Source organism: Streptomyces longisporus, assembly GCF_039532765.1.
Classification (GTDB): Bacteria; Actinomycetota; Actinomycetes; order Streptomycetales; family Streptomycetaceae; genus Streptomyces; species Streptomyces longisporus.
On the sequence record NZ_BAAASG010000025.1, the window covers coordinates 149,668 to 171,816 of the forward strand.

The 22,149-nt window shown below is 72.0% G+C and carries 19 protein-coding genes and 1 pseudogene; 12 read left to right on the forward strand and 8 right to left on the reverse strand.

Annotated elements, in window-relative coordinates; all coding sequences use genetic code 11:
* Nucleotides 1–92 precede the first annotated feature (92 nt).
* Nucleotides 93–182: pseudogene (locus tag ABD355_RS39840) on the forward strand (helix-turn-helix transcriptional regulator); the annotation flags it as partial.
* Here the strand turns inward: ABD355_RS39840 and ABD355_RS39845 are convergent.
* Nucleotides 145–1,191, reverse strand: a complete 1,047-nt coding sequence (locus ABD355_RS39845) for a helix-turn-helix transcriptional regulator (protein WP_344406042.1) — start codon at nucleotides 1,189–1,191, stop codon at nucleotides 145–147. The pseudogene ABD355_RS39840 and the gene ABD355_RS39845 overlap by 38 nt on opposite strands.
* Nucleotides 1,192–1,480: 289 nt before the next feature.
* On the opposite strand from ABD355_RS39845, the gene ABD355_RS39850 reads away from it, so the two are divergent.
* The 3 genes from ABD355_RS39850 to ABD355_RS39860 are packed head-to-tail and all read left to right on the forward strand — an operon-like array spanning nucleotide 1,481 to nucleotide 4,810.
* The gene (locus tag ABD355_RS39850; protein ID WP_344406043.1) at nucleotides 1,481–3,025 is read left to right on the forward strand and encodes a circularly permuted type 2 ATP-grasp protein; all 1,545 of its coding nucleotides are present in this window, start codon (nucleotides 1,481–1,483) and stop codon (nucleotides 3,023–3,025) included.
* Entirely contained in the window at nucleotides 3,022–3,954 is a 933-nt protein-coding gene (locus ABD355_RS39855; RefSeq protein WP_344406044.1) for an alpha-E domain-containing protein, read from the forward strand. Before ABD355_RS39850 ends, ABD355_RS39855 begins: the two co-directional genes overlap by 4 nt.
* Before the next feature lies 1 nt (nucleotide 3,955).
* The gene (locus ABD355_RS39860) at nucleotides 3,956–4,810 is read left to right on the forward strand and encodes a transglutaminase family protein (protein ID WP_344406045.1); all 855 of its coding nucleotides are present in this window, start codon (nucleotides 3,956–3,958) and stop codon (nucleotides 4,808–4,810) included.
* A 10-nt stretch (nucleotides 4,811–4,820) separates the two neighbouring features.
* Here the strand turns inward: ABD355_RS39860 and ABD355_RS39865 are convergent, their stop codons facing one another.
* The gene (locus tag ABD355_RS39865; RefSeq protein WP_344406046.1) at nucleotides 4,821–5,702 is read right to left on the reverse strand and encodes a LysR family transcriptional regulator; all 882 of its coding nucleotides are present in this window, start codon (nucleotides 5,700–5,702) and stop codon (nucleotides 4,821–4,823) included.
* Between the two features lie 161 nt (nucleotides 5,703–5,863).
* Between ABD355_RS39865 and ABD355_RS39870 the strand changes: the two genes are divergently transcribed.
* The 8 genes from ABD355_RS39870 to ABD355_RS39905 all read left to right on the forward strand — a co-directional run bounded on the left by ABD355_RS39870 (nucleotide 5,864) and on the right by ABD355_RS39905 (nucleotide 15,075).
* The gene (locus tag ABD355_RS39870) at nucleotides 5,864–6,316 is read left to right on the forward strand and encodes a pyridoxamine 5'-phosphate oxidase family protein (protein ID WP_344406047.1); all 453 of its coding nucleotides are present in this window, start codon (nucleotides 5,864–5,866) and stop codon (nucleotides 6,314–6,316) included.
* 75 nt (nucleotides 6,317–6,391) lie between these two features.
* A complete protein-coding gene (locus tag ABD355_RS39875; RefSeq protein ID WP_344406048.1) occupies nucleotides 6,392–7,690 on the forward strand; it encodes an ATP-grasp domain-containing protein in 1,299 nt (432 codons plus the stop codon).
* Nucleotides 7,691–7,700: 10 nt separating this feature from the next.
* Nucleotides 7,701–8,951: an MFS transporter gene (locus ABD355_RS39880; protein WP_344406050.1), complete on the forward strand. Its 1,251-nt coding sequence runs from the start codon at nucleotides 7,701–7,703 to the stop codon at nucleotides 8,949–8,951.
* Nucleotides 8,952–9,151: 200 nt separating this feature from the next.
* Entirely contained in the window at nucleotides 9,152–10,954 is a 1,803-nt protein-coding gene (locus ABD355_RS39885; protein WP_425585841.1) for a GH3 auxin-responsive promoter family protein, read from the forward strand.
* Nucleotides 10,951–11,817, forward strand: a complete 867-nt coding sequence (locus ABD355_RS39890) for an alpha/beta hydrolase (RefSeq protein WP_344406052.1) — start codon at nucleotides 10,951–10,953, stop codon at nucleotides 11,815–11,817. The genes ABD355_RS39885 and ABD355_RS39890 overlap by 4 nt, the downstream gene beginning before the upstream one ends.
* Nucleotides 11,814–13,064, forward strand: a complete 1,251-nt coding sequence (locus ABD355_RS39895; RefSeq protein ID WP_344406054.1) for an enolase C-terminal domain-like protein — start codon at nucleotides 11,814–11,816, stop codon at nucleotides 13,062–13,064. The genes ABD355_RS39890 and ABD355_RS39895 overlap by 4 nt, the downstream gene beginning before the upstream one ends.
* Entirely contained in the window at nucleotides 13,061–14,260 is a 1,200-nt protein-coding gene (locus tag ABD355_RS39900) for an aminotransferase-like domain-containing protein (RefSeq protein WP_344406056.1), read from the forward strand. Before ABD355_RS39895 ends, ABD355_RS39900 begins: the two co-directional genes overlap by 4 nt.
* 14 nt (nucleotides 14,261–14,274) lie before the next feature.
* The gene (locus ABD355_RS39905) at nucleotides 14,275–15,075 is read left to right on the forward strand and encodes a carbon-nitrogen hydrolase family protein (RefSeq protein ID WP_344406132.1); all 801 of its coding nucleotides are present in this window, start codon (nucleotides 14,275–14,277) and stop codon (nucleotides 15,073–15,075) included.
* 6 nt (nucleotides 15,076–15,081) lie between these two features.
* Here ABD355_RS39905 and ABD355_RS39910 read toward each other — a convergent pair whose 3' ends face one another.
* The 6 genes from ABD355_RS39910 to ABD355_RS39935 all read right to left on the reverse strand — a co-directional run bounded on the left by ABD355_RS39910 (nucleotide 15,082) and on the right by ABD355_RS39935 (nucleotide 21,944).
* A complete protein-coding gene (locus ABD355_RS39910) occupies nucleotides 15,082–16,197 on the reverse strand; it encodes a sugar ABC transporter substrate-binding protein (protein WP_344406057.1) in 1,116 nt (371 codons plus the stop codon).
* A gap of 431 nt (nucleotides 16,198–16,628) precedes the next feature.
* Entirely contained in the window at nucleotides 16,629–17,075 is a 447-nt protein-coding gene (locus ABD355_RS39915) for a heat shock protein transcriptional repressor HspR (protein ID WP_344406058.1), read from the reverse strand.
* Between the two features lie 4 nt (nucleotides 17,076–17,079).
* A complete protein-coding gene (dnaJ, locus tag ABD355_RS39920; RefSeq protein ID WP_344406059.1) occupies nucleotides 17,080–18,255 on the reverse strand; it encodes a molecular chaperone DnaJ in 1,176 nt (391 codons plus the stop codon).
* Nucleotides 18,256–18,312: 57 nt separating this feature from the next.
* Complete coding sequence (grpE, locus tag ABD355_RS39925) at nucleotides 18,313–18,975, reverse strand: nucleotide exchange factor GrpE (protein ID WP_344406060.1); 663 nt, start codon at nucleotides 18,973–18,975, stop codon at nucleotides 18,313–18,315.
* Nucleotides 18,972–20,816 (reverse strand): molecular chaperone DnaK, encoded by a 1,845-nt coding sequence (gene dnaK, locus ABD355_RS39930; protein WP_344406061.1) that lies wholly within the window; start codon nucleotides 20,814–20,816, stop codon nucleotides 18,972–18,974. Before dnaK ends, grpE begins: the two co-directional genes overlap by 4 nt.
* 93 nt (nucleotides 20,817–20,909) lie before the next feature.
* The gene (locus ABD355_RS39935; RefSeq protein WP_344406063.1) at nucleotides 20,910–21,944 is read right to left on the reverse strand and encodes an MraY family glycosyltransferase; all 1,035 of its coding nucleotides are present in this window, start codon (nucleotides 21,942–21,944) and stop codon (nucleotides 20,910–20,912) included.
* Nucleotides 21,945–22,149: the final 205 nt, after the last annotated feature.

Consider the following 22,149-nt stretch of genomic DNA (forward strand, 5'->3'; position numbering starts at 1 on the left):
GGCATCGGCGTCATCAGCGGACTCGACCGGATCAACGAGGCCATCGCCACGGCGGAGGCGACCCGTGAACTGCTCGCCATCCTGCCCCCACCGCCGAACTGGCGGCCACCCTCGGCAGCGAGAGCCGCGCCCAGCTCGGCTATCTCATCGGACAGTCGGGGATTCTTGACCCGGAAGGGTGACCGACGGGGCGACGTCCGCCGGGTGGCGGGGGCCGTCGAGGCCCACCTGGGCGATGCGGACGCCGAGTTGGGTGCGGCTGGCCGCGCCCAGCGTCTCCGACAACCGTGCGATGTGCGCCCGGCACGTCCGCACGCTTATGCCGAGCCGCTCCGCGATCACCGCGTCCTGGTGGCCCTCGGCGAGGAGCGCCGCGATGGACTGCTCCCGGTGCGAGATGCCCTCGATGCCGGTGTCGGGCAGCGGCGCGGTCAGCGGGATCGCCAGGCGCCACAGCCGTTCGAAGACCGTGACCAGGTACTCCACCAGCGCCGGGTGGCGCAGCTCCAGCGCAAGGGTGCGGTCCGCGTTCGCCGGGATGAACGCCACCGTGCGGTCGAAGAGGATCAGCCGGTCGATGACCTCGTCGAGGGTGCGGGCCTCGACCGAACCGCCCATGAGCTCAAGGTAGTTGAGCAGCCCCTGCCCGTGCCGGGCCACATGCGTGTACAGGTCGCGCATCCGCACGCCCCGCCCGCGCAGCGCCAGCGCCCGGTGCAGCCCCTCGGTGAGCTCGTGCTCGGGACGGATGCCGCCCGGCTGGACGGTGAGGACCTCCGTGGTGCAGGCCTCCGTCGCCTGGTCCATGGCGGCCTGGATGCGCGAGAGCCCGTCGAGGACGCGGATCGCGGCCCCCTCCCCGACGCCCGGGCCCGCCTGCGTGGCGGGACCGAGGCCCGCGTACCGCTCGACGGCGGCGACCGCCGCGCCGACCCGCCGCTGGCTCGCACTGACCTCGTCGTACACCCCGCGCAGCAGCCTGGTCATGACCTCCTGCGGGGCCGTGGGGACCAGCCAGTCCATGTCGTCGGGGTCCGGATGCAGCAGGGCCAGCTCGAGCAGGCACGGCACCGGTTCGGCGTCCCGGCGCGCCACCCGGCCCCGCCGTACGGCCCGGGAGTACACGCGGTCCCCGGCGTCGCACAGTCGGTCGGCACCGTGTGGATGCTCATCCGTCCCGTGCCCGGCCATCGCCCATCCCACCCCCGGTTCCACCGTGTGTCGCAGCGCAACTATGCGCGGCCCGGACCAGCTCCGCAACACGGCTCGGCCCGAACCGAGCGCCTGAAAACACCCATTCGTACAGGTATTCTCCGCGCCCCGCAGGGGCACGGAGAGCGTCCATGTGCGGCTCCGTCGCGTGGCCGCGGGCAACGACGACGGCCGCGGAAAATTGACGACGCATCCCGGCGCTTCTCGCGAAGTCTTGCGGAAATGAACCAGTGATCACCCCGTTACACCCCGCCTCTAACGTCCCCTCATGGCGGACATATTTGACGCATACGCGTTGGCCGACGCGTGGGACGAGATGTTTGAGCGGCCGGGTGAGGTCAGGACCGCCTACGAGCCGGTGCTGGCAGCACTACAGCCCATCGAGCCGAGCGAACTCAGGTTCCGGGCCGACCAGATGGCCAGAGCCTTCACGGACCGCGGCGTGACCTACGCCTTCGCGGGCGAGGAGCGGCCCTGGCCGCTGGACCTGGTGCCGCGCATCCTCGACGCCCTCGAATGGGATCTCATACAACGGGGGGTGAGCCAGCGAGTCAGGGCCCTGGAGGCCTATCTCGCCGACGCCTACGGGCACGGCCGCGCCTTCGAGGACGGCGTGGTGCCCTGGCGGCTGCTGCTCAACTCCCCGCACTTCCACCGGGCGGCCCAGGGGGTGGAGCCACCGGGCGGCGTCCGCATCCATGTCGCGGGCATCGACCTCGTCCGCGACGAGGCCGGGGACTTCCGGGTGCTGGAGGACAATGTGCGGGTCCCCAGCGGGGTCTCGTATGTCATCGAGAACCGCCGGGCGATGACCCGGATCTTCCCGTCCCTGTTCGCGGAACAGCATGTGGTGCCCGTCGACGGGTATGCGCAGAAGCTGCTCGCCGCGCTGCGGGCCGCCGCCCCCGACGGTGTGCAGGACCCGCGGGTCGTGGTCCTCACGCCGGGCCCGAGCAACGCCGCCTACTTCGAACACGCGCTGCTGGCCCGGCTGATGGGCGTGCAGCTGGTCGAGGGACACGATCTGGTCTGCCGCAACAACCGCGTGTGGATGCGCACCACGCGCGGCGAGGTCCCCGTCCATGTCGTATACCGGCGCCTGGACGACGACTTCCTCGACCCGCTCCACTTCCGGCCCGACTCGGTGATCGGCTGCCCCGGCATCATGGGCGCCGCCATGACGGGCAACGTCACACTCGCGAACGCCGTGGGCAACGGAATCGCCGACGACAAGCTGCTCTACACCTACGTCCCGGACCTGATCCGCTACTACCTCTCCGAAGAACCGATTCTCCCCAATGTCGAGTCCTATCGGCCGGACGAGCCGGGGCAGTTGGAAGCGGTTCTCGACCAGATCGACCAGCTGGTGATCAAGCCCGTCGACGGCGCCGGAGGGCAGGGCATCGTGATCGGCCCCAAGGCCGACAAGGACACCCTGGAACGCACTCGCAAAGCCGTCACCGCCGACCCGCGCGGCTTCATCGCCCAGCGGCCCGTCGCCCTGTCCACCTCCCCCACCCTCGCGGGCGAACGTTTGGCACCCCGCCACATCGACCTCAGGCCGTTCGCCGTGAACGACGGCACCGATGTCTGGGTGCTGCCCGGGGGCCTGACCCGTGTCGCCCTCCAGGAGGGCAACCTGATCGTCAACTCCAGCCAGGGCGGCGGCTCCAAGGACACCTGGGTGCTCGCCGAGGGCCCCGCCGAGCAGCCGGTGCCCGAACCGGCCGCCGTGCTGCCCTCCGTCGCCCCGCGCCGGCTCGGACCCGACGGCACCCGTGCCGTCGTACAGGAAGGGGCCCAGCAGCAGTGAACGACGTGATCCTGTCCCGGATAGCCGAGGCCCTGACCTGGACCGGCCGCTATGTCGAGCGCGCCGACGCCACGGGCCGCATCCTCGACGCGTATCTGCACCGGCTGCTGGAGGACCCCTGGCGCGACGAGGACGCGGCCTGCCGCTCGCTGTACGCGATCCTCGGCATGGACGCGGGAGCCGGGCCCTGCGACATGCAGCAGGTCCTGGACCAGCTGGCCTTCGACGCCCGCTCGACGGGCTCCATCGAGGGGGCGCTCGGTGCCGCCCGGTTGAATGCGCGCAGCGCCCGTGAGGCCATCTCCTCCGAGATGTGGGAGTGCCTCAACTCCACCTGGCACGCGCTGGCCGACCAGCGGATGGCGGCCCGCCGTACCGGCCCGTACGCCTATCTGGAGCTGGTGCGCCGCCGGGCCGCCCTCTTCTTCGGGCTCGCCGACTCGACCATGAGCCGGGACGACAGCTGGCGGTTCGTGGTGCTGGGCCGCAGCCTGGAGCGGGTGGACATGACGGTACGGCTGCTCTCCGTGCGCGTGCTGGACGCCGTGCACGCGCCCGACTGGCCGACGCTGCTGAGCGCTTCGGGGGCCGATGAGGCGTATGCCCGTGTGTACGGCGGTTTCGGCGACACCCCGCGAGTGGCCGAATTCCTGCTCCTGGACCGGGACTTCCCGCGCTCGGCGCTGCATGCGCTCACCACGGCGGAGGAGTGCCTGACGGCGCTCGGCCGCCCCCGCCAGGACCCCGCGCGCCGCCCCATCGGCAGGCTCCGCACCCGTCTCGAATATCTGGACACGCACGCTCTGGAGAACCAGCTGCCCGCACTCCTCGGCGACCTGCAGCAGGCCTGCATGGCGTCCGCGGACGCGGTGGCCGAGCGGTTCTTCCCGTACCAGGGGCCCATCGAGTGGGCCCAGGAAGGAGCGTGAGATGACCGCCGAACGCGTACGCCGCCTCCGCATCGAGCACACCACCCGGGTCTCCTACGCCCAGCCCGCGGCCTCCTCGCACAACGAGGTCCGCATGACCCCCCTGACGCTCCCGGGCCAGACCACCCTGGACGCGCGGGTCACCGTCAACCCCACCACCCCCACCTGGGCGTACTGGGACTACTGGGGCACCCAGGTCACCGGCTTCGACCTGATGGACCCGCACGGCGACCTCACCATCACCGCCTCCAGCCTGGTCGAGACCTCCCCACCGGGGGCGCTGCCGCCCCCGCCCACCTGGGCCGAGGTGGCCGAACGCATCGCGAACACCCGCCTGTTGGAGTTCGCGAGCCCGACCGGCCGTACGACGGTCCCGGCCAAGCTCGTGAAGAAGGCCCGGAAGGCGGCGGCCGGCCTCGGCCCGCACGAGACGGCGGTCGCGGTCTCGGCGCTGGTCGCCGACCGGGTGTCGTACCTGCCGGGCGCCACCAGTGTGAACACCTCGCCCGCGGAGGCCTGGGAGCAGGGCGCGGGCGTCTGCCAGGACATCACCCATCTCACCGTCGCGCTGCTGCGGGGCGTGGGCCTGCCGGCCCGTTACGTCTCCGGCTACCTCCACCCGGAGCGCGAGGCCGAACTGCACCGGCCCGTCGCCGGGCAGAGCCACGCCTGGATCGAGTACTGGGCGGGTGACTGGTGCGGCTACGACCCGACCAACCGCACCCGCGCCGACGAGTCCCATGTCGTGGTGGCCCGCGGCCGCGACTACGACGACGTCACCCCGCACAAGGGCATCTACCGGGGTGTGGCGGGCGGCCCGCCGGAGGTGTCGGTGGTGTTCACGCGGGTGGGGTGAACCCGTGCCGCTACCGGGGAGCCTGCCGTACGTACGACGCGAACCTGGCCAGCACCGGGTTCGGATCGTTGGTGCGGTGGGCGAAGGAGACGGCGTAGCGGGGCGGGTGCTCGGCGAAGTGACGGATGACGACCCCGGGCGGGCAGAGCTTGCGGGCGCGGCCGAGGTCCATCACGGAGACGCCGGTGCCCTCGGCGACGGAGGCGACGACCTGCTCGAAGTCCGGTTCCTCGGCGGCGAGTTGCGGAGGCCCGTCCGGCCACACGTCGGCGACGAGCTCCTCGTACAGCGTGGGCCCCGCCTCCCGCGGCCACAGCACGACCGGCAGGCCGCGCAGATCGCGGCGGGTGAGGCGGTCACGGGCGGCGAGGGGGTGGTCGGCCGGGAGGATCACCGCGGCCTCCTCCTCGGCGACGACGGCGGCCGTGATGCCCGGTTCGCGGATGATCCCGCGCACGAAGGCGGCATCGAGACCGCCGTCCTGCAGCAGGCGCAGGCACCAGGACGACATGCCGGTGGTCACCGACACCTGGACGTCCTCGTGGTCCTTGCGGAAGCGGCGGATCACGTCGGTGATGCGGTCGTCGGCGCCAGAGCGGGAGTAGGCGACGCGGAGCCTGCCGTGGGTGCCGTCGGCCACCGCCCGCACCCGCTCGCCCAGTTCGTCGGCCGCCGCGAGCAGCGGCTCGGCACCCTCCAGCAGCGCCCGCCCTGCCGGGGTGAGGGTGACGCCCTGCGGGCCCCGGTCGAGCAGGGACACCTTCAGCTCCTGCTCCAGCACCTTGATCTGCTGGCTCAGCCCGGGCTGCGCGATGCTCAGCTCCGCGGCGGCCCGCCCGAAGTGCCGGTGCCGGGCGAGCACCACGAAGTACTTCAGGCGGCGCAGTTCCATACGGGCATCGTAGGCACCGCGGGCCGAGGGGCCGGGCCGCCCCGCGGACAGTTCATGGCCCGTACACACATCGCCTGGACAGGGCCCGATAAACAAGGCTGATCGGCCGCGAGAAAACCTGTATTGGACCTGCGCCGAGGCGCCCCGCACGCTGGGACGACATGAGTGAGCGGGGGAAGGACCAACAGGTGCGTGCCATGACGCGGGCGGAGCGCGAGGCGTTCCTGGCCGAGCCGCACATCGCCGTCGTCAGCGTCACGGGCGAGGCCGGGCGCGGCCCGCTGTCCGTACCGCTCTGGTACGGCTACACGCCCGGCGGCGACATCACACTGATCACCGCGCTGGACAGCCGCAAGGCCGCGCTGGTGCGCCGGCACGGCCGGGTCTCCCTGTGTGTGCAGCAGACCGAACCGCCGCGCACCTACGTCAGCGTCGAGGGCCCGGTGGTGGAGTTCCGCGCCCCGGCCACGCTCGACGAGCGGCGCAGGCTGGCGCACCGCTATCTGGGGACGGCGGCGGGCGACGCGTTCGTCGAGGCGAGCGCCGGGCGGACCACAGGGTCGGTGCTGATCCGGGTCCGGCCGGAGCACTGGCTCTCCCGCGGCGCGCCCTGAGCCCGTGCCCGGGCCCGTGTCCCCTCCCCGGCCACTCCCCACACCCATCACCACCCCAGCAGAGGGGAAGCACGCGTGGCCCACCTCGTCTTCGTCGAGATCACCGCGCTGGGCGTCCAGTCCATCGCACACGCCAAGCGGCTCGGTCACGAAGTGACCCTGCTGCGTTCACCGCTCTACGACTTCGTCACCCCGCCCGCCGAGCGCGCGCAGGCCGAGCAGCTCGCCGACCGGACCCTCCACTCCGACGACCTCCAGGACGCCGGCCGGCTCCTCGGACTGCTGCATGAGCACGGCATCGGGCCCGGGGACGTGGACGCCGTCCTGTCCACCCTGTCCCTGTGCGTGCTCGCCGCCGCCCGGCTCGCCGAACGGCTCGGGGCGCGCGGAACTCCGTACGAGGCCGTCGCCGCCGCCCGCGACAAGGGCCGCTGCCGGGAGATCCTGCGCGAGAGGGGCGTACCGAGCCTGGGATTCGCGGTGGTGACCACGCTGCCCGAGGCCCTGGAGGCCGCGGCGGGCATCGGCTACCCGGTGGTGATCAAGCCGGTGTCGGGCGTCGGCAAGGCCGTCACCAGCATCGTCGAGACGCCGGACGGACTGCGCGCCCACTTCGCGGCCGCCGCCGAGGAGCTGCGGTCGATGCAGCCGGGCCTGGCGGCCGAGCTGGACGAGCGGTACATCGTCGAGGAGCTGGCGGTCGGCGAGCTGTACTCGGTCGAGGTGGCCGCGGACGGCGAGCGCTTCACCCCGCTGGTGGCGGTCGGCCGCAAGATGGGCCGCGACAATCCGGTGCTGGAGCTGGGCTGCACGGTCCCGTCGGGGCTGCCCGCGGCCGAGGAGGCCGAGCTCGGCGGGTACGCGGCCCGGGTCTGCGAGGTCCTCGGCCTGGACCTCGGCATCTTCCACGTCGAAGTCATGCGTACGGCGAAGGGCTTCCGGCTCGTGGAGGCCAACCCGCGGATCTCCGGCGGCTCACTGCCGGACTCGGTGCGGATGGCCACCGACCACAACGTCTTCGAGATCCTGGTCGATCTGTTCCTGGGCGCGCCCGCGCCCGCACACCCGCTGCCGTGGCGCCGGGCGGCCAGCCACACCTTCCTCGCCGCCGCCCGGGACGCGGTCGTGCCCGGGGACCTGCCGGCCGACTGGTTCGAGGAGTTCCGGCCGCGCCTGCACTCGGGCTGGAGCCGCGCGGAACCAGGGGCCCGGCTGCGGGCGATGAACGGCAACTTCGACACCTTCGGCATGATCCGGGTCGTCGGCGACGACGCCGACCGGGCCGCCGAGGAGGTCGCGGCGGTGCGGCGGGACATCGAGAAACGGCTCGGGTTCGCGCTGACGGCGGTGGCCGAGGCGCGGGGCGACGGCTGACATGGGCGCCTTGCGCAGCGGCACCCTCGTCCGCTATCTCCTCACCGCCTCCCTGGTCCGCACCGCGAGCGGCGGTGCTGCCGTCGGCCTGTTCACCCTGACCGTCCGCACCGGCGGTTCCGGCGGTGCGGCCCTCGGCGGGCTGCTCGCCGCGCTGCTGACCGCGCCGTATGTGGCGGGGCCGTGGCTCGCGGGGGTGCTGGACCGGGCCCGCGACGGCCGTCGGGTCCTGGCCGTCTCCTTCGTGGTGTTCGGTCTCGCGCTGGCCGCGGCCGCGGCCCTGCTCGGGCGCGTCCCGTTCCTGGCCGTCGCCGCGCTCGTCACGGTCGCCGGGCTGTGCGGGCCGCTGGTGACGGGCGGGCTGAGCAGCCGGCTCGCCGCCGTGGACGGCTGGGACGAGCGGGGGCGACGCCGGGCGGAGGGCTGGGACTCGGCGACGTACGGCATCGGCAACACGTTCGGGCCCGCGGCCGTCGGCGCGGCCGGGGCCGCACTGGGTGCGCGCGCCGGGGTGCTGTGTCTGGGCGGGGCGGCGGCGGTGGCCGCGCTCACCGTGCTGACGCTGCCCGTCGCAGCGCCGCCCGCGAAGGGCCCGGCAGGCCCGCTGCGGGTCCGGCAGACCTTCCGGATCATCGCGACCGTCGGCCCGCTGCGCCGCGTGATGCTGGCGATGGCGCTGACCGCGCTGGTCGCCGGTGGCATCACAGTCGTGGCGACCACGCTCGGGCACCAGCTCACCGGCAGCGCCGACGCGGGCGCCGCACTGGCCGCCGTCTACGGCTTCGGCTATCTCGCCGCGTCGGTGGTGGCCGGCATCGTGCCGCTGCGGGGCGAGCCGGAGCGGACGTCGACGGTGCTGGTCGCGGTGAGCGCGGCCGCCGTGGCCTGCTGTGCCCTGGCGCCCGGCTACGCGGTCGCGGTGGTGACCTTCGCCGCCACCGGTGCGGCCGGCGCCCTGCTGTTCACGGCGACGCTCGCGGTGCGTGCCGTGTACGCGCCGCCAAAGGCCCGCGCACAGGTGTACGTGTCCATGGGCGCCCTCAAGATGGCCGTCTCCTCGGCCGGCACCGCCCTCGCGGGCACCCTGATGGGCCTGGGCCCACGGACACTGCTGGGCGCCGGCTGCGCCGTGACGGTTTTCGCGCTCGCGGGGGTGCTGGGCGACCGGCGCCTCAGCGGACGAATGAATTCCATATTGCCGCAGAGGTGGAATTCATCCCGGCGCAACAATAGCCGTGCATTGCCTTCCGAAATTTCTTGACGGACAGCAGTGAAACCGTAAATAATCATGTCCATGCGGAACTTCTGTCGCACTTCTCGCTGATCCTGCCGCGCCGGCGCCGTCTTGCGCCCACCCCGTCCACGGCAGTTGACAAGCATCCTCACCACCGGCTCCCCCACCAGGGGAAACCGGTAATTCCCGCTGTACCTGCACACGTGAATCCCGACCAGAGGACCAACATGGCAGCCTTGGCCGCACCCGCAGTGAATTCGGCCATCCCTTCCCCCACGCCTTGCTCGTGCCACGCGTTCGGTTTCCGCACCCAGCACGCCCTGCAAAGCCTGCGGAAAGTATTTGCACATCCTGAACCCGCCGCCCGGAATGTATTCGAGGACATTCTCGACCAGTGCGCGGACACGGAGTTCGGCCGCACCCACGCACTGCACCGCGTCCGCACGGTGGACGAGTGGCGCCGGGCGGTGCCGATCCAGCAGTACGAGGACGTCGAGCCGTACATCCGTCGCGCCCGCCAGGGCCTGCCCGCGGTCCTGACCCGCAGCCGGCCGTACGCCTTCCTGAAGACCTCCGGCTCCAGCGGCACCCCCAAGCACATCCCCACCACCCGGCACTGGCGCGACCACTACCGAGGACCCGCCCTGTACGCGCAGTGGGGCCTGTATTTCGAGGCACTCGCGCAGGCGGACGCGCTCTCGGCGCCCGCCGCGCACATCCCGCAGGTCCTCGACCTGTCCTGGGAGCGCACCCCGGGCCGCCCCGGGCCGGGCGGCGAGCAGCCCGTCTACAGCATCTCCAACCGCCCCGCGGCGGTCGGTGCACGCGACTGGCTGCCGCCGTGGTACGACGAGCCGTGGCTGCTCGCCGACCCGGGCGAGGGCTGGGAGGCGGCCCTGTACCGCAAGCTGCGGCTGCTCGCGGGCAGCGACGTACGGGCCGTCGTGGCCCTCAACCCGTCGAAGATCATCAGCCTGGCGGAGACGCTGGCCGCATCCGGCGAGCGACTGGTGGCCGACCTGCGGGACGGCACCCTGGGCGGCCGCCGGCACCCCGCCGTCACCCCGGACCGGGAGACCGCCGACCGTCTGGCCGCCGTCCTCGAAGCGACCGGCGGCGCCCCCGGCCTTACGGATCTGTGGCCGCGCCTGGACCTCGCGGTCGCCTGGAACTCCGCGTCCGCCGCCCTGTACCGGGACTGGCTGGCGGAGGTCCTGCCCGGCGTACGGCGGCTGCCGTTCAGCACGACCGGCACCGAGGGCATCGTCACCCTCCCGGTGGACGGCCATGCCTCGGCCGGCCCGCTCGCCGTAGGCCAGGGCGTCTACGAGTTCGTCCCCGTGGACGGCCCCCGGGCGTCCGAGGGCAGCGACTCGCTCGCCCCGGACGCGGCGACCGTGCTCTTCGACGAGCTGGAGAGCGGCCGGGAGTACCGCCTGGTGATGAGCCAGGCCAACGGCCTGCTGCGTTACGACGTCGGTGACGTCTACCGCGTGGCCGGCCACTACGGCGCCACCCCGCGCCTGGAGTTCACCGGCCGGGCCGGCTTCCGTGCCTCCTTCACCGGGGAGAAGCTCACCGAGACCCAGGTCCACGAGGCCGTCGTGTCCTCCCTGCCCGGCGGCCTGGGCGGGCGCCCCCTGTTCACCTGCGTGCCCGTGTGGGGCGCACCGCCGCGCTACCACGTGATCATCGAGGGGGCCGGCGACCTGGGCGCCTCCGCCCTGGAGACCTTCGCCCGGGACATCGACACCGCGCTGCGCCGCATCAACATCGAGTACGGCGAGAAGCGCGCCTCCCGCCGGCTCGGCCGGATCGAGGTCGTCGCCGCCGAGTGGGGCGCGTTCGCCCGTGCCTCGGAGGAACGGCTGCGCGCCCGCGGCACCTCCTCCAACCAGGTCAAGCACCACTGGCTGCAACGGGACCGGGAGGTCCTGGACGCCCTGACCGAGCGGGGGCTGCTCAGGGCCGGCACGGAACCCGGACTCCGGCTCAGCCCCGCGTCCGCCGAGGCCGGTGCCGTCCGATGAGCGCCCTGACCGCGCGTGCCCACCACCGCGCGACGCTCGCCCTCACCGCCTCCGACGGCACCGAACTCGCCCTGCACCACTGGGCACCCGACCGGCCGCCCGCTGCCGCCGTGTTCTATGTCCACGGCATCCAGAGCCATGCCGGCTGGCTCTTCGAGACCGGCCCCGAGCTCGCCGCGCGCGGCCTCGCCGTCTTCGCCCTCGACCGGCGCGGCAGCGGCACCAGCGGCGGCCCCCGCGGTCACCTCCCCTCGGCCGCGCAGGTTCTCGACGACTACGCGCGGGCCCTCACGACGGTGCGCGCGCAGACGCCGGACGTGCCGCTGACGGTCGTCGGCCAGAGCTTCGGCGGCAGCATCCTCGCGGCCCTGGTCACCGAGGGGTACACCGCCGGTGCCCGCCTGGTGTTCTGCGCGCCCGCGCTGGGCCAGCAGCGCTCCCGCCACGGCAGCGGCGAGGCCCTGGCGGCCCTGCGCTCGGCGGGCGGCCTGAGCACCGCGCCGCTGACACTGGCCGACGCGGACTACACGGACGTCACGGCGTACCTGGACTTCATGGCCAACGACATCCTGATGATCCGCCAGGTCACCGCGTCCACCCGGGCGGTGATGGTGCAGCTGGAGGACGCCTACATGCGCGGCGGCACCTGGGACGCCGATCCGTCCGCGCCTTTGGTGCACTTCGTGCGTCCGCAGCACGACGCGATCATCGATCTGGACACCTCCTGGCAGGTCCTGACCGGCCTGACCCGGCGCGCGGCCGCCGTCGACTTCACGGACTCGGGTCACTACGTCGAGTTCTCGTCGGCCCGCCACCGCTACTGGGACTGGCTGGCCGAGACGGCCACCGGGAGCACGCGATGAGCGGTCTGCCGTTCCCCGTCGAGGTCTTCACCGCCGAGGTCCCGATGGCCCGCCCCTTCACCCACGCGGCGCACTCACGCCGTACGTCCCGTTCGGTCCTGGTCCGCTGCACCCTGGCGGGCGCGACCGGCTGGGGGGAGGGGGCGCCGCGGACGTACGTCACCGGGGAGAGCCTGGAATCGGCGGTGCACGCCTTGCGGCACGCCCTGCTCCCGGAGCTGGAGGGGGTGTTCTCCGGCTCCTTCACGTCCGGTGTCCGGGAGCTGGCCGCCCTCGACCTGCCCGCCGCCCTCGGCACCCCGGGGCACCCGGCTCCGGCCGCCGCGGCCGCCCTGGAGACGGCCCTGCTGGACGCCTGGTGCCGCGCACACGGCCGGGACGCGGCGGACGCCCTCGCCCTGGTGGGCGGGGAGGTGCTGCGCGCTCAGCCGCGGGTCCCCGCCTCCGCCCTGGTCGTCGACGCGAGCCGTACGCCCGCGGAGCTGCTCGGCGCCCTGCCCGCCGAGGCACGCGCCCGCCTGACCCACGTCAAGGTCAAGGGCCTGCCCGACCCGAGGGCGACCCACGAACTCGCCTTGGCCGCAAGGGAGTTCACCGACCCGGCCCGCACCACCGTCTCCGTGGACGCCAACGGCGCCTGGTCGTCCGCGCAGGCCCTGGAAGCGGCCGCCCTCCTCGCGGACACGGTCGACTGGCTGGAGGAACCCACCCGTCCCCGCGACTGGGCCACCCTGCACCGCATCCAGCGGGAGGCCGGCTGCCCCGTGATGCTGGACGAGTCGGCCGTCGTCCCCGCCGACCTCGACGAGGCGATCCGGCACGCGGCGGCGACCTACGTCAACGTCCGGGTCTCCAAATGCGGCGGCCCGCTGGCGAGCCTGCGCATGCTGCGCCACGCCCGCACCCTGGGCCTGCGCGCCCAACTCGGTGTGCAGGTGGCCGAGGTGGGCCCCCTGTGGGCAGCCGGCCGACTGCTGGCGGCCCACGTAGACGGCCTCGTCGCCGTCGAGTCCGGCCGCCAGGACGAGTGGTTCCCACCGAACCTGACGACCCCGCCGTACAAGATCGACCGCACCCACCACCACGCCGAACCCCTCCCTGGGCCGGGCTTCGGCCTGGTCCCCTCACCCCAGCTCCTCCGGTTCACCCAAGCGCCCCGAGGGGGCGCGGGACTGTGTCGACATGCGGCTCCGCCGCGGAGCGCGACCAGCCACAACGAGCCCGCAAAGACAAGGACCCCCGCATGACCACCGCACTCACCACCCCCGCCCCCGCCACCCTGATCTCCTCCCGTATCGCCGCCCTCTCCCTCTCCTCCCCCTACGCCGTCCCCGCCCGCAAGCCCGGCCTGGACTTCGTGAACCTGGTCAGTGGTGCCCCCGCCGTAGAGGCGCTGCCGCTGGACGCGATCAGGGAGGTGACGAACGCCCTGCTGGCCGGGCCCGACACCGGAGGGCCCGCGCTCGCGTACGGACCGAACGCCGGTGATCCGGCGCTGCGTTCGCTCATCGCCGCCCGTGAGGGCGTGGACCCCTCCCGGGTGCTGATCACCAACGGCGGGCTGCACGGCACGGCACTCGCGCTCCAGGCGGTCGCCGAGCCGGGTGACGTGATCGTCGTGGACGACCCGGTGTTCCCCGACACGATCCGCATCATCGAGAACACCGGCGCCGACATCCACCCCGTCCCGGTGGGCCCGCACGGCCTCGACGTCGACGTCCTCGCCGAGCGGCTGCGCGGCGGGCTGCGCCCCAAGGCCGTCTACACGGTCCCGGACTTCCACAACCCGGCCGGCGGCCTGCTGCCGTACCGGAAGCGTCTTCGGCTGGTCGAACTCGCCGAGCGATACGGCTTCTTCGTCCTGTCCGACAACCCGTACCGGCACTTCGCGCCCGACGGCCGCAGCGAGCCCGACTTCCCTCTCGACAGCGACCGGGTGGTGGTCGTGCAGACCTTCGCCAAGACGCTCGGCCCCGGTCTGCGACTGGGCTGGCTGATCGCCCCCGAGTGGCTGGCCCCGCACGTCATCAACCTGCGGCGGCGCTACGACTTCCAGAGCTCGACCCTCTCCCAGGCCATCGCCCGCACCCTGCTCGCCCGCGACGGCTGGTTCGACCGGCTTCTCGCACACGGCAGGGAGATCTACCGGGAACGCGCCGAACTCACCGTCCGCAGCCTGCGCGAGGCCGGCGACCGGCTGGAGTTCGACGACCCCGCAGGCGGCTTCTTCGTCTGGGCGAAGGTCAGCGGCGGCCTCCCGGCCGCCGAGCTGCTCGCCGAACGGGCCCGGGAGGCCGGGATCGTCTACTCCGTCGGCACCTTCTACGACCCGCTCCAGCAGGGGCGTTACGCCGACCATGTGCGGATCGCCTACTCGGCCGCCCGGCACGAGCACCTGGTGGCGGGCCTGGACCGCCTGACGACCGTCCTCAAGTCCCTGTGAGCGCGCCCGCGTCGCTGCGCGTCGCGCTCGGCCAGCTCACCAGCACCGCGGACCCCGGCGCGAACCTCCGCCTCGTGGAGCGGGAGGTCGCCCGGGCCGCGGCCGCACGGGCCGAGCTGCTGGTGCTGCCGGAGGCGACGATGTGCCGCTTCGGCGTACCACTGCGGCCCATCGCCGAGCCGCTGGACGGCCCGTGGGCGACCCGGGTGCGGGAGCTCGCCGCCGGCGCCGGACTCACCGTCGTGGCCGGGATGTTCACCCCGGCCGCCGACGGCCGCGTCCACAACACGGTGCTCGTGGCCGGCCCGGACGGGCTCCTCGGGCACTACGACAAGATCCACCTCTACGACGCGTTCGGGCACCGCGAGTCCGACACGGTCGCCCCCGGCACGGAGCCGCTCACCGTGGACGTCGGCGGCGTCCGGATCGGCGTGGCCACCTGCTACGACATCCGCTTCCCCGCCCTGTTCACCGAACTCGCCACGCGCGGCGCCCTGCTGACGGTCGTGCCGGCCTCCTGGGGCGCGGGCCCGGGCAAGCTCGACCAGTGGACGCTGCTGGCCCGCGCCCGGGCGCTGGACTCCACGAGCTTCGTGGTCGCCTGCGGTCAGGCCGATCCGGGCGGGACCGAGGACGGTGGTGCGGCGCCCACGGGCGTCGGCGGCAGCCTGGTCGTCTCACCGCTCGGCGAGATCCGCGCCCGGCTGGGCCCGGCACCGGACTTCACCTGTGTGGACCTCGACCTGCGGGAGGTGGGCCGGGCGCGGGAGGCGGTGCCGGTACTGGCCGGCGGACGGCCGGTACCGGTGGCCTGAAAACTGCTACTTGAGACCGATCGCCGAGCACTCCGAGGCCAGCTTCGACGTGCAGATCTGCGAGACCGTGTAGATGCCGTCCGCGACCACCGTCGACTTGATGTTCTTCCTCGTCAGCGCGGTCACGGTGACGAGCTGCGCGGGGATGCCCTTGTCGGTGGGGCTGTCGACGGTGTCCTGGGTGAGGGCGTCGAACTCGATCTCCTTGCCCTGCACCTTGGCCACCGCCATCTGTGCGGCGGCCGCGGCCTCCTGCGGGTACGACTTGTACACACTCATGTACTGCTCGCCCGAGACGATCCGCTGCACGGCCTCCAGCTGCGCGTCCTGGCCGGTGAGCGGCGGCAGCTTGGTGACGCCGGCGTCCTCCAGGGCCTTGACGATGCCGCCGGCCATGCCGTCGTTGGCGGAGTAGACGGCGGCGATGTTGTTCTTGCCGATCGCCTCGATGGCCGCCTTCATGTTGGCCTGGGCGTTCTTCGGGTCCCAGTCCTTGGTGTCGTACGACTTGGCGATCGTCACCTTGCCGTTGAGCTCCGACAGGGCGCCCGCCTTGAACTGCTTGGCGTTCGGGTCGGTGGGCGAGCCGTTCATCATGACGATCTTGTCGGAGGTGTCGACATTGCTGCCCAGCGCCTCCAGCAGGGTGCGGCCCTGGACCTCGCCGACGAGCTCGTTGTCGAAGGAGATGTACGCGTCGATCGGGCCCTCGGCCAGCCGGTCGTAGGCGATGACCGGGATACCTGCGTCCTTCGCCTTCTTCACCTCACCGGCGATGGCGTGCGAGTCCACGGCGTCCAGCAGGATGATGTCGACCTTGTCGTCGATCATCTTCTGCATCTGGGCCGCCTGCTTGGCCGCGTTCTGGCCGGCGTTCTGGTAGTCGACCTTGCCCTGCTGCTTGGTGAGCGAGGCGACCTGCTTCTTGATGATGGGGTAGTCGAAGTCCTCGTACCGGGTGTTGGCCGTCTCCGGCAGCAGCAGCCCCACGGTGACGTCGTTGCCCTTCGTGGGGCTCGCCGAACTGCTGTCCCCCGACACGTTCAGCACGCCGCAGGAGGAGAGCGACAGAGTCATCGTGGACGCTGCCACGGCGATGGCGGTACGACGCGTGGAACGCATGGAGGAGCTCACTTCTGGTGTCTTCCGGACGCGGGCGCAACTTGCGACCCAGGTGACTGAAAAGCCAACGCGGAGCGGCCCCCAGGCGTCAAGCGCAACTACTTAACGAGTGCGCAACGCAACACTCCGCCGACCATGTAAAGACATGGCGGAAACGCCTCCAAAGGTCCTTTACGGACTCTCCATGCAACCGCAGGCAATCGGCGGGCAAAGATCCGTACAACCAACCCCATTCCTCGCGAGTCGTGATCACGGCGGCTTGCATCAGCCGTTCCCGTCCCGACCAGAGGACCGAATGAACTCAGCCAGACCCCCGACCGCCGTCGTCTTGCCTCCGACCTCCCGAGGGACAACTCCGGCGTCCGCCGGACGGTGACGACGCGCGAAGGGGCCCGGAGGTTCGACCTCCGGGCCCCTGTCACGCATGTACGTCAGTCCTGCTGCCGCTTGGGCCGCCACACCACCAGCGCGCTGGTCTGCTGCACCTCCTGGTACGGGACCAGATCGCGGCGGTACGACGCATGCACCGCCGCCTCGCGCTGCTGCATCGCCGCCGCCGCGCCCTCGACCGCCGACTGGAGCTCGGCGACGCGCTGCTGGAGCGCGGCGACCTGGTTCTCCAGTTCGATGATGCGCTTGATGCCGGCCAGGTTGATGCCCTCGTCCTGCGACAACTGCTGCACCGTGCGCAGCAGTTCGATGTCGCGGGCCGAGTAGCGCCGGCCCCGGCCGGGCGTGCGGTCGGGCGAGACCAGGCCGAGGCGGTCGTACTGGCGCAGGGTCTGCGGGTGCAGGCCGGAGAGCTGGGCCGCCACCGAGATGACGTAGACCGGGGTTTCCTCGGTCAGCTCGTACGGGTTGCGTCGACGGCCGTCCATCTGGTCATGCTCCCTTCGCGGCCTTGAACAGCTCCGCCCGCGGGTCCTCGCCCGCGGTCGCCTCGCGATACGCCTCGAGTGCGTCACGAGCCTTCCCCGTCAGATCCGCCGGAACACTCACCTCTACGGTGACCAGGAGGTCGCCGCGGGTGCCGTCCTTGCGGACCGCGCCCTTGCCGCGGGCGCGCATGGTGCGGCCGTTGGGCGTGCCCGGGGGCAGCTTCAGGGTGACGGGCGGGCCGCCCAGGGTGGGGACCCTGACCTCGCCGCCGAGCGCCGCCTCCGCGAACGTCACCGGGACGGTGACGGTGAGGTTGTCGCCCTTGCGGCCGAACACGGGGTGCGCGTCGACATGCACCGTGACGTACAGGTCGCCCGCCGGGCCGCCCCGCTCGCCGGGTGCGCCCTTGCCGCGCAGCCGGATGCGCTGGCCGTCCGACACCCCGGCGGGGATGCGGACCTGCATGGTGCGCGAGGACTTGGCGCGGCCCGAGCCCTTGCAGACCTCGCATGGGTTCTCCGCGATCAGACCGCGGCCCTTGCAGTCCGGGCAGGGGTCGGTGAGCGAGAACCCGCCGCCGGAACCCCGCGCGACCTGGCCGGTGCCGACACACGTCGGGCACACCCGCGGGTTGCCGTTCGCGTCGCCGGTGCCCGAACAGGCCTTGCAGGGCGCCTGCGAGGACATGCGCAGCGGGACCGTCGCCCCCTCGATCGCCTCGGTGAAGCTGAGGCTGACCTCGGTGTCGATGTCCTGGCCGCGCCTGGGCTGCACCCGGGTGGTCCCGGAGCCGCCCCGGTTGAAAAGGCCCCCGAAGACGTCACCGATTCCGCCGCCGAAGCCTCCGGAACCCCCGCCCTGGGCGCCGCCTCCGAAGAGGTCGCCCAGGTCGAAGTTGAAGGAGCCGCCTGCGCCGCCCGGACCGGGGCGGAAGCCGCCGTTGCCGAAGAGGGCGCGGGCCTCGTCGTACTCCTTGCGCTTCTTGGGGTCGCCGAGTACGTCGTTCGCCTCGGAGATCTCCTTGAAGCGCTCCTCCGCCTTGGCGTTGCCCTTGTTGGCGTCCGGGTGGTTCTCGCGGGCGAGCTTCCGGTAGGCCTTCTTGATCTCGGCCTCGGTGGCGTCCTTGGGGACGCCGAGGACCTTGTAGTAGTCCTTCTCGATGAAGTCCTTGGTGCTCATCCCCGACGCCCCTCCTCTCTCATCGATACAGCGGTCGGTGCTGCGACCGGTTCAAGCTCAGCCCTCGTCCGGGCCACCGCTCTCCTTGTCGTCGGCCGTCTCCGCGGAATCCTGGGAGTCCGCCTTGACGGTCTGCGCCCCCGGCTGGGGCTCGGCGACGGCCACCCGCGCGGGGCGGATGGTGCGCTCGCCGAAGCGATACCCGGGCTGCAGAATCGCCACGCACGTCGTCTCCGTGACGTCCGGCGCGTACGAGTGCATCAGGGCCTCGTGGATCGTCGGGTCGAAGGGCTCGCCCTCCTTGCCGAACTGCTGCAGCCCCATCTTCGCCGCGACGGTCTCCAGCGACTCCGCGACGGACTTGAATCCGCCGACGAGTTCGCCGTGGTCCCGGGCGCGGCCGATGTCGTCGAGCACGGGCAGGAGCTCGGTCAGGAGGTTCGCGATGGCGATCTCCTTGACCGTGATCCGGTCCCGCTCCACCCGGCGGCGGTAGTTCTGGTACTCGGCCTGGAGCCGCTGGAGGTCCGCCGTGCGCTCACCGAGCGCCGTGCGCACCTGGTCCAGCTGGGCCGTCAGACCGGCAACCTGTGCTGCGTCCCCGGCCGGGGCCGCCCCCTCCCCCGAGGAGGGGGAGGCGGCCTGCGGCTCGGCGTCGTCGGGGGTGGCGCCGGAGGGGACGTCGGGCTTCTCGTCGAAGCCCGGGGTCTCCTCCGTCACGCGGCACCGTCCTTGCGCTCGTCGTCCACGATCTCGGCGTCCACCACGTCGTCGTCGGCCTTCGGGGCCTCGGCGCCCGCGGCACCGCCGGCGGCGGCCTGCGAGGCCTGGGCGTCGGCGTACATGGCCTGGCCCAGCTTCTGCGAGACGGCCGCGACCTTCTCGGTGGCGGTGCGGATCTCGGCGGTGTCCTCGCCCTTGAGCGCGGCCTTCAGCTCCTCGACGGAGGCCTCGACCTCGGTCTTGATCTCGCCGGGGACCTTGTCCTCGTTGTCCTTGAGGAACTTCTCCGTCTGGTAGACGAGCTGCTCGCCCTGGTTGCGGGTCTCGGCGGCCTCGCGGCGGGCGTGGTCCTCCTCCGCGTACTTCTCGGCCTCCTGGCGCATCCGGTCGACCTCGTCCTTCGGCAGCGAGGAGCCGCCGGTGACGGTCATCTTCTGCTCCTTGCCCGTGCCCAGGTCCTTCGCGGTCACGTGCATGATGCCGTTGGCGTCGATGTCGAAGGCGACCTCGATCTGCGGGACACCGCGCGGGGCCGGCGGCAGACCGGTCAGCTCGAACATGCCGAGCTTCTTGTTGTACGCCGCGATCTCGCGCTCGCCCTGGTAGACCTGGATCTGCACGGAGGGCTGGTTGTCCTCGGCGGTGGTGAAGATCTCGGACCGCTTGGTCGGGATCGTCGTGTTCCGCTCGATGAGCTTGGTCATGATGCCGCCCTTGGTCTCGATGCCGAGGGACAGCGGGGTCACGTCGAGGAGCAGGACGTCCTTGACCTCACCCTTGAGGACACCGGCCTGCAGGGCGGCGCCGATGGCGACGACCTCGTCCGGGTTGACGCCCTTGTTGGCGTCCTTGCCGCCGGTCAGCTCGCGGACGAGCTCGGCGACGGCGGGCATACGGGTGGAACCGCCGACGAGGACGACGTGGTCGATCTCGTTGATGGAGATGCCGGCGTCCTTGATGACGTTGTGGAACGGCGTCTTGCAGCGCTCCAGCAGGTCGGCCGTCAGCTGCTGGAACTGCGCCCGGGTGAGCTTCTCGTCCAGGTGCAGCGGGCCCTCGGCGGACGCCGTGATGTAGGGCAGGTTGATCGAGGTCTCGGTGGACGAGGACAGCTCGATCTTGGCCTTCTCGGCGGCCTCACGCAGACGCTGCAGGGCCATCTTGTCCTTGCCGAGGTCCACGCCGTGACCGCCGGCGAACTGCTTGACCAGGTAGTCGACGATGCGCTGGTCCCAGTCGTCACCACCGAGGTGGTTGTCGCCGTTGGTGGCCTTCACCTCGACGACGCCGTCACCGATCTCCAGGAGGGACACGTCGAAGGTGCCGCCACCGAGGTCGAAGACGAGGATCGTCTGGTCGTCCTTGTCGAGGCCGTACGCGAGCGCGGCCGCGGTCGGCTCGTTCACGATGCGCAGGACGTTCAGACCGGCGATCTCGCCGGCCTCCTTCGTCGCCTGGCGCTCGGAGTCGTTGAAGTAGGCCGGGACGGTGATGACCGCGTCGGTCACCTTCTCGCCCAGGTAGGCCTCGGCGTCCCGCTTCAGCTTCTGCAGGATGAACGCGGAGATCTGCTGCGGGTTGAAGGGCTTCCCGTCGAGCTCGATCTTCCAGTCCGTGCCCATGTGGCGCTTCACGGAACGGATGGTCCGGTCCACGTTCGTGACCGCCTGGCGCTTGGCGACCTCGCCGACGAGCACCTCACCGTTCTTCGCGAAGGCGACGACGGACGGCGTGGTCCGGGCACCCTCGGCGTTGGTGATGACGGTGGGCTCGCCGCCCTCCAGAACGCTGACGACGGAGTTAGTCGTGCCCAGGTCGATGCCGACCGCACGTGCCATGGTGAATCCTCCAGCTGACTTGAGTGGAACGGACTCAAGTGTGCACGACGCCCGGCGATGGGTCAACAGACCTGAGTCCGGCCGACTCAAGTCTTATCCGTTCCTTACACGCAATGGGCCGCTGACCTGCGTCGATTGCGCGGGTACGGGCCGCCGGAGACCGTACACAGGCACCCGAAGGAGCATGAGTACGACGACGAGTGCCACCGCTCCCACCCAGTACACGGCGGACAGGGCGGTCCACCCGATGTGCATCAGCACCCCGACGAACACTCCGGCGAAGGCCCCGATTCCGGGCAGCACGGTCGCCCCCTGCGGAGTCAGCCCGAGCCGCCGCAGCCGGTGGGCGACATGGTCGGGCCCGCCGCGCAGCAACGGCCGCCCGGCCAGCCGCCGCGACAGGACCACGAGGAGCACGTCGGCGCTCGCCAGGGCGGTGAGCGAGAACAGCACTCCCGCACTGGGCGCCAGCGCATAGCCCGCCCGGGTGAACACGGCCGACGCGGCGAGCAGGAACCCCGTGAACAGCGACCCGCAGGCGCCGAGCCCCACGCGCGCGGGCGGCCAGTTGTGCATGAGGAACCCGGTCAGCGCGGCGGCCAGCACGCTCAGCAGCACCGCGAGCCCGTCCATCAGCTCGGCCGCCGCGCAGGCCCCGACCCCGAAGGCGGTGAGCACCCCGACGGTCCCCGCGAGCGCGTCCGCGTGGTCGAGCGCCTTGAACCCGATGGCGACGAAGACGATCCAGCCGACGGCGAGCAGCCCGGCCGGCACCCCGGTCTCCTGGTACGGCACCACACTGGCCGCCGCCACTGCCGTACCGGCGACGAGGACCCGCGCCTTGACCCGCCCGATGTCCGCGACGAGCCCGAGGGCGGCGACGGCGCCGCCCGCGACCAGCAGCCGCCCCACCCCCGCACCGAGGGGCGCGACGCCGCTCCGGTCCATGGCCACCGCCACCGCACAGGTGGCGAGTACCACGGCCAGACCGCCGAGCAGCGGCACGGGCCGCTGCCGCTGCCGTCTCCGCTCGACGATCCCGAGGCGCAGTGCGGGCACCCGCAGCAGTGCGGTGAGCACGGCGGCGAGCAGCAGGGCGGTGGTGGCGGCGGCGATCCCGTATAGCACGGGTCTAAGTTAGGCGCAAATGTACCAATTTGGCATGAATAACACGATCGCATCGTCACAGGCCTGGTCGCGACCCCTTAAGGCAACCCTCAGCGACGCAGATCACCGCACGCCCGGTTACAGTGCGACGGATGATGGGGGTAGTCTCAATCGGACTACATAAGTTACCGCTTAGTAATGACCCTCGCAGTCCCGAGGAGCCCCC

Coding starts and splice junctions, on each gene's coding strand:
- ABD355_RS39845 (WP_344406042.1), bottom strand. CDS start 1,191: ATGGCCGGGCACGGGACGGATGAGCATCCACACGGTGCCGACCGACTG.
- ABD355_RS39850 (WP_344406043.1), top strand. CDS start 1,481: ATGGCGGACATATTTGACGCATACGCGTTGGCCGACGCGTGGGACGAG.
- ABD355_RS39860 (WP_344406045.1), top strand. CDS start 3,956: ATGACCGCCGAACGCGTACGCCGCCTCCGCATCGAGCACACCACCCGG.
- ABD355_RS39865 (WP_344406046.1), bottom strand. CDS start 5,702: ATGGAACTGCGCCGCCTGAAGTACTTCGTGGTGCTCGCCCGGCACCGG.
- ABD355_RS39870 (WP_344406047.1), top strand. CDS start 5,864: ATGAGTGAGCGGGGGAAGGACCAACAGGTGCGTGCCATGACGCGGGCG.
- ABD355_RS39885 (WP_425585841.1), top strand. CDS start 9,152: ATGGCAGCCTTGGCCGCACCCGCAGTGAATTCGGCCATCCCTTCCCCC.
- ABD355_RS39890 (WP_344406052.1), top strand. CDS start 10,951: ATGAGCGCCCTGACCGCGCGTGCCCACCACCGCGCGACGCTCGCCCTC.
- ABD355_RS39895 (WP_344406054.1), top strand. CDS start 11,814: ATGAGCGGTCTGCCGTTCCCCGTCGAGGTCTTCACCGCCGAGGTCCCG.
- ABD355_RS39900 (WP_344406056.1), top strand. CDS start 13,061: ATGACCACCGCACTCACCACCCCCGCCCCCGCCACCCTGATCTCCTCC.
- ABD355_RS39910 (WP_344406057.1), bottom strand. CDS start 16,197: ATGCGTTCCACGCGTCGTACCGCCATCGCCGTGGCAGCGTCCACGATG.
- ABD355_RS39915 (WP_344406058.1), bottom strand. CDS start 17,075: ATGGACGGCCGTCGACGCAACCCGTACGAGCTGACCGAGGAAACCCCG.
- dnaJ (WP_344406059.1), bottom strand. CDS start 18,255: ATGAGCACCAAGGACTTCATCGAGAAGGACTACTACAAGGTCCTCGGC.
- dnaK (WP_344406061.1), bottom strand. CDS start 20,816: ATGGCACGTGCGGTCGGCATCGACCTGGGCACGACTAACTCCGTCGTC.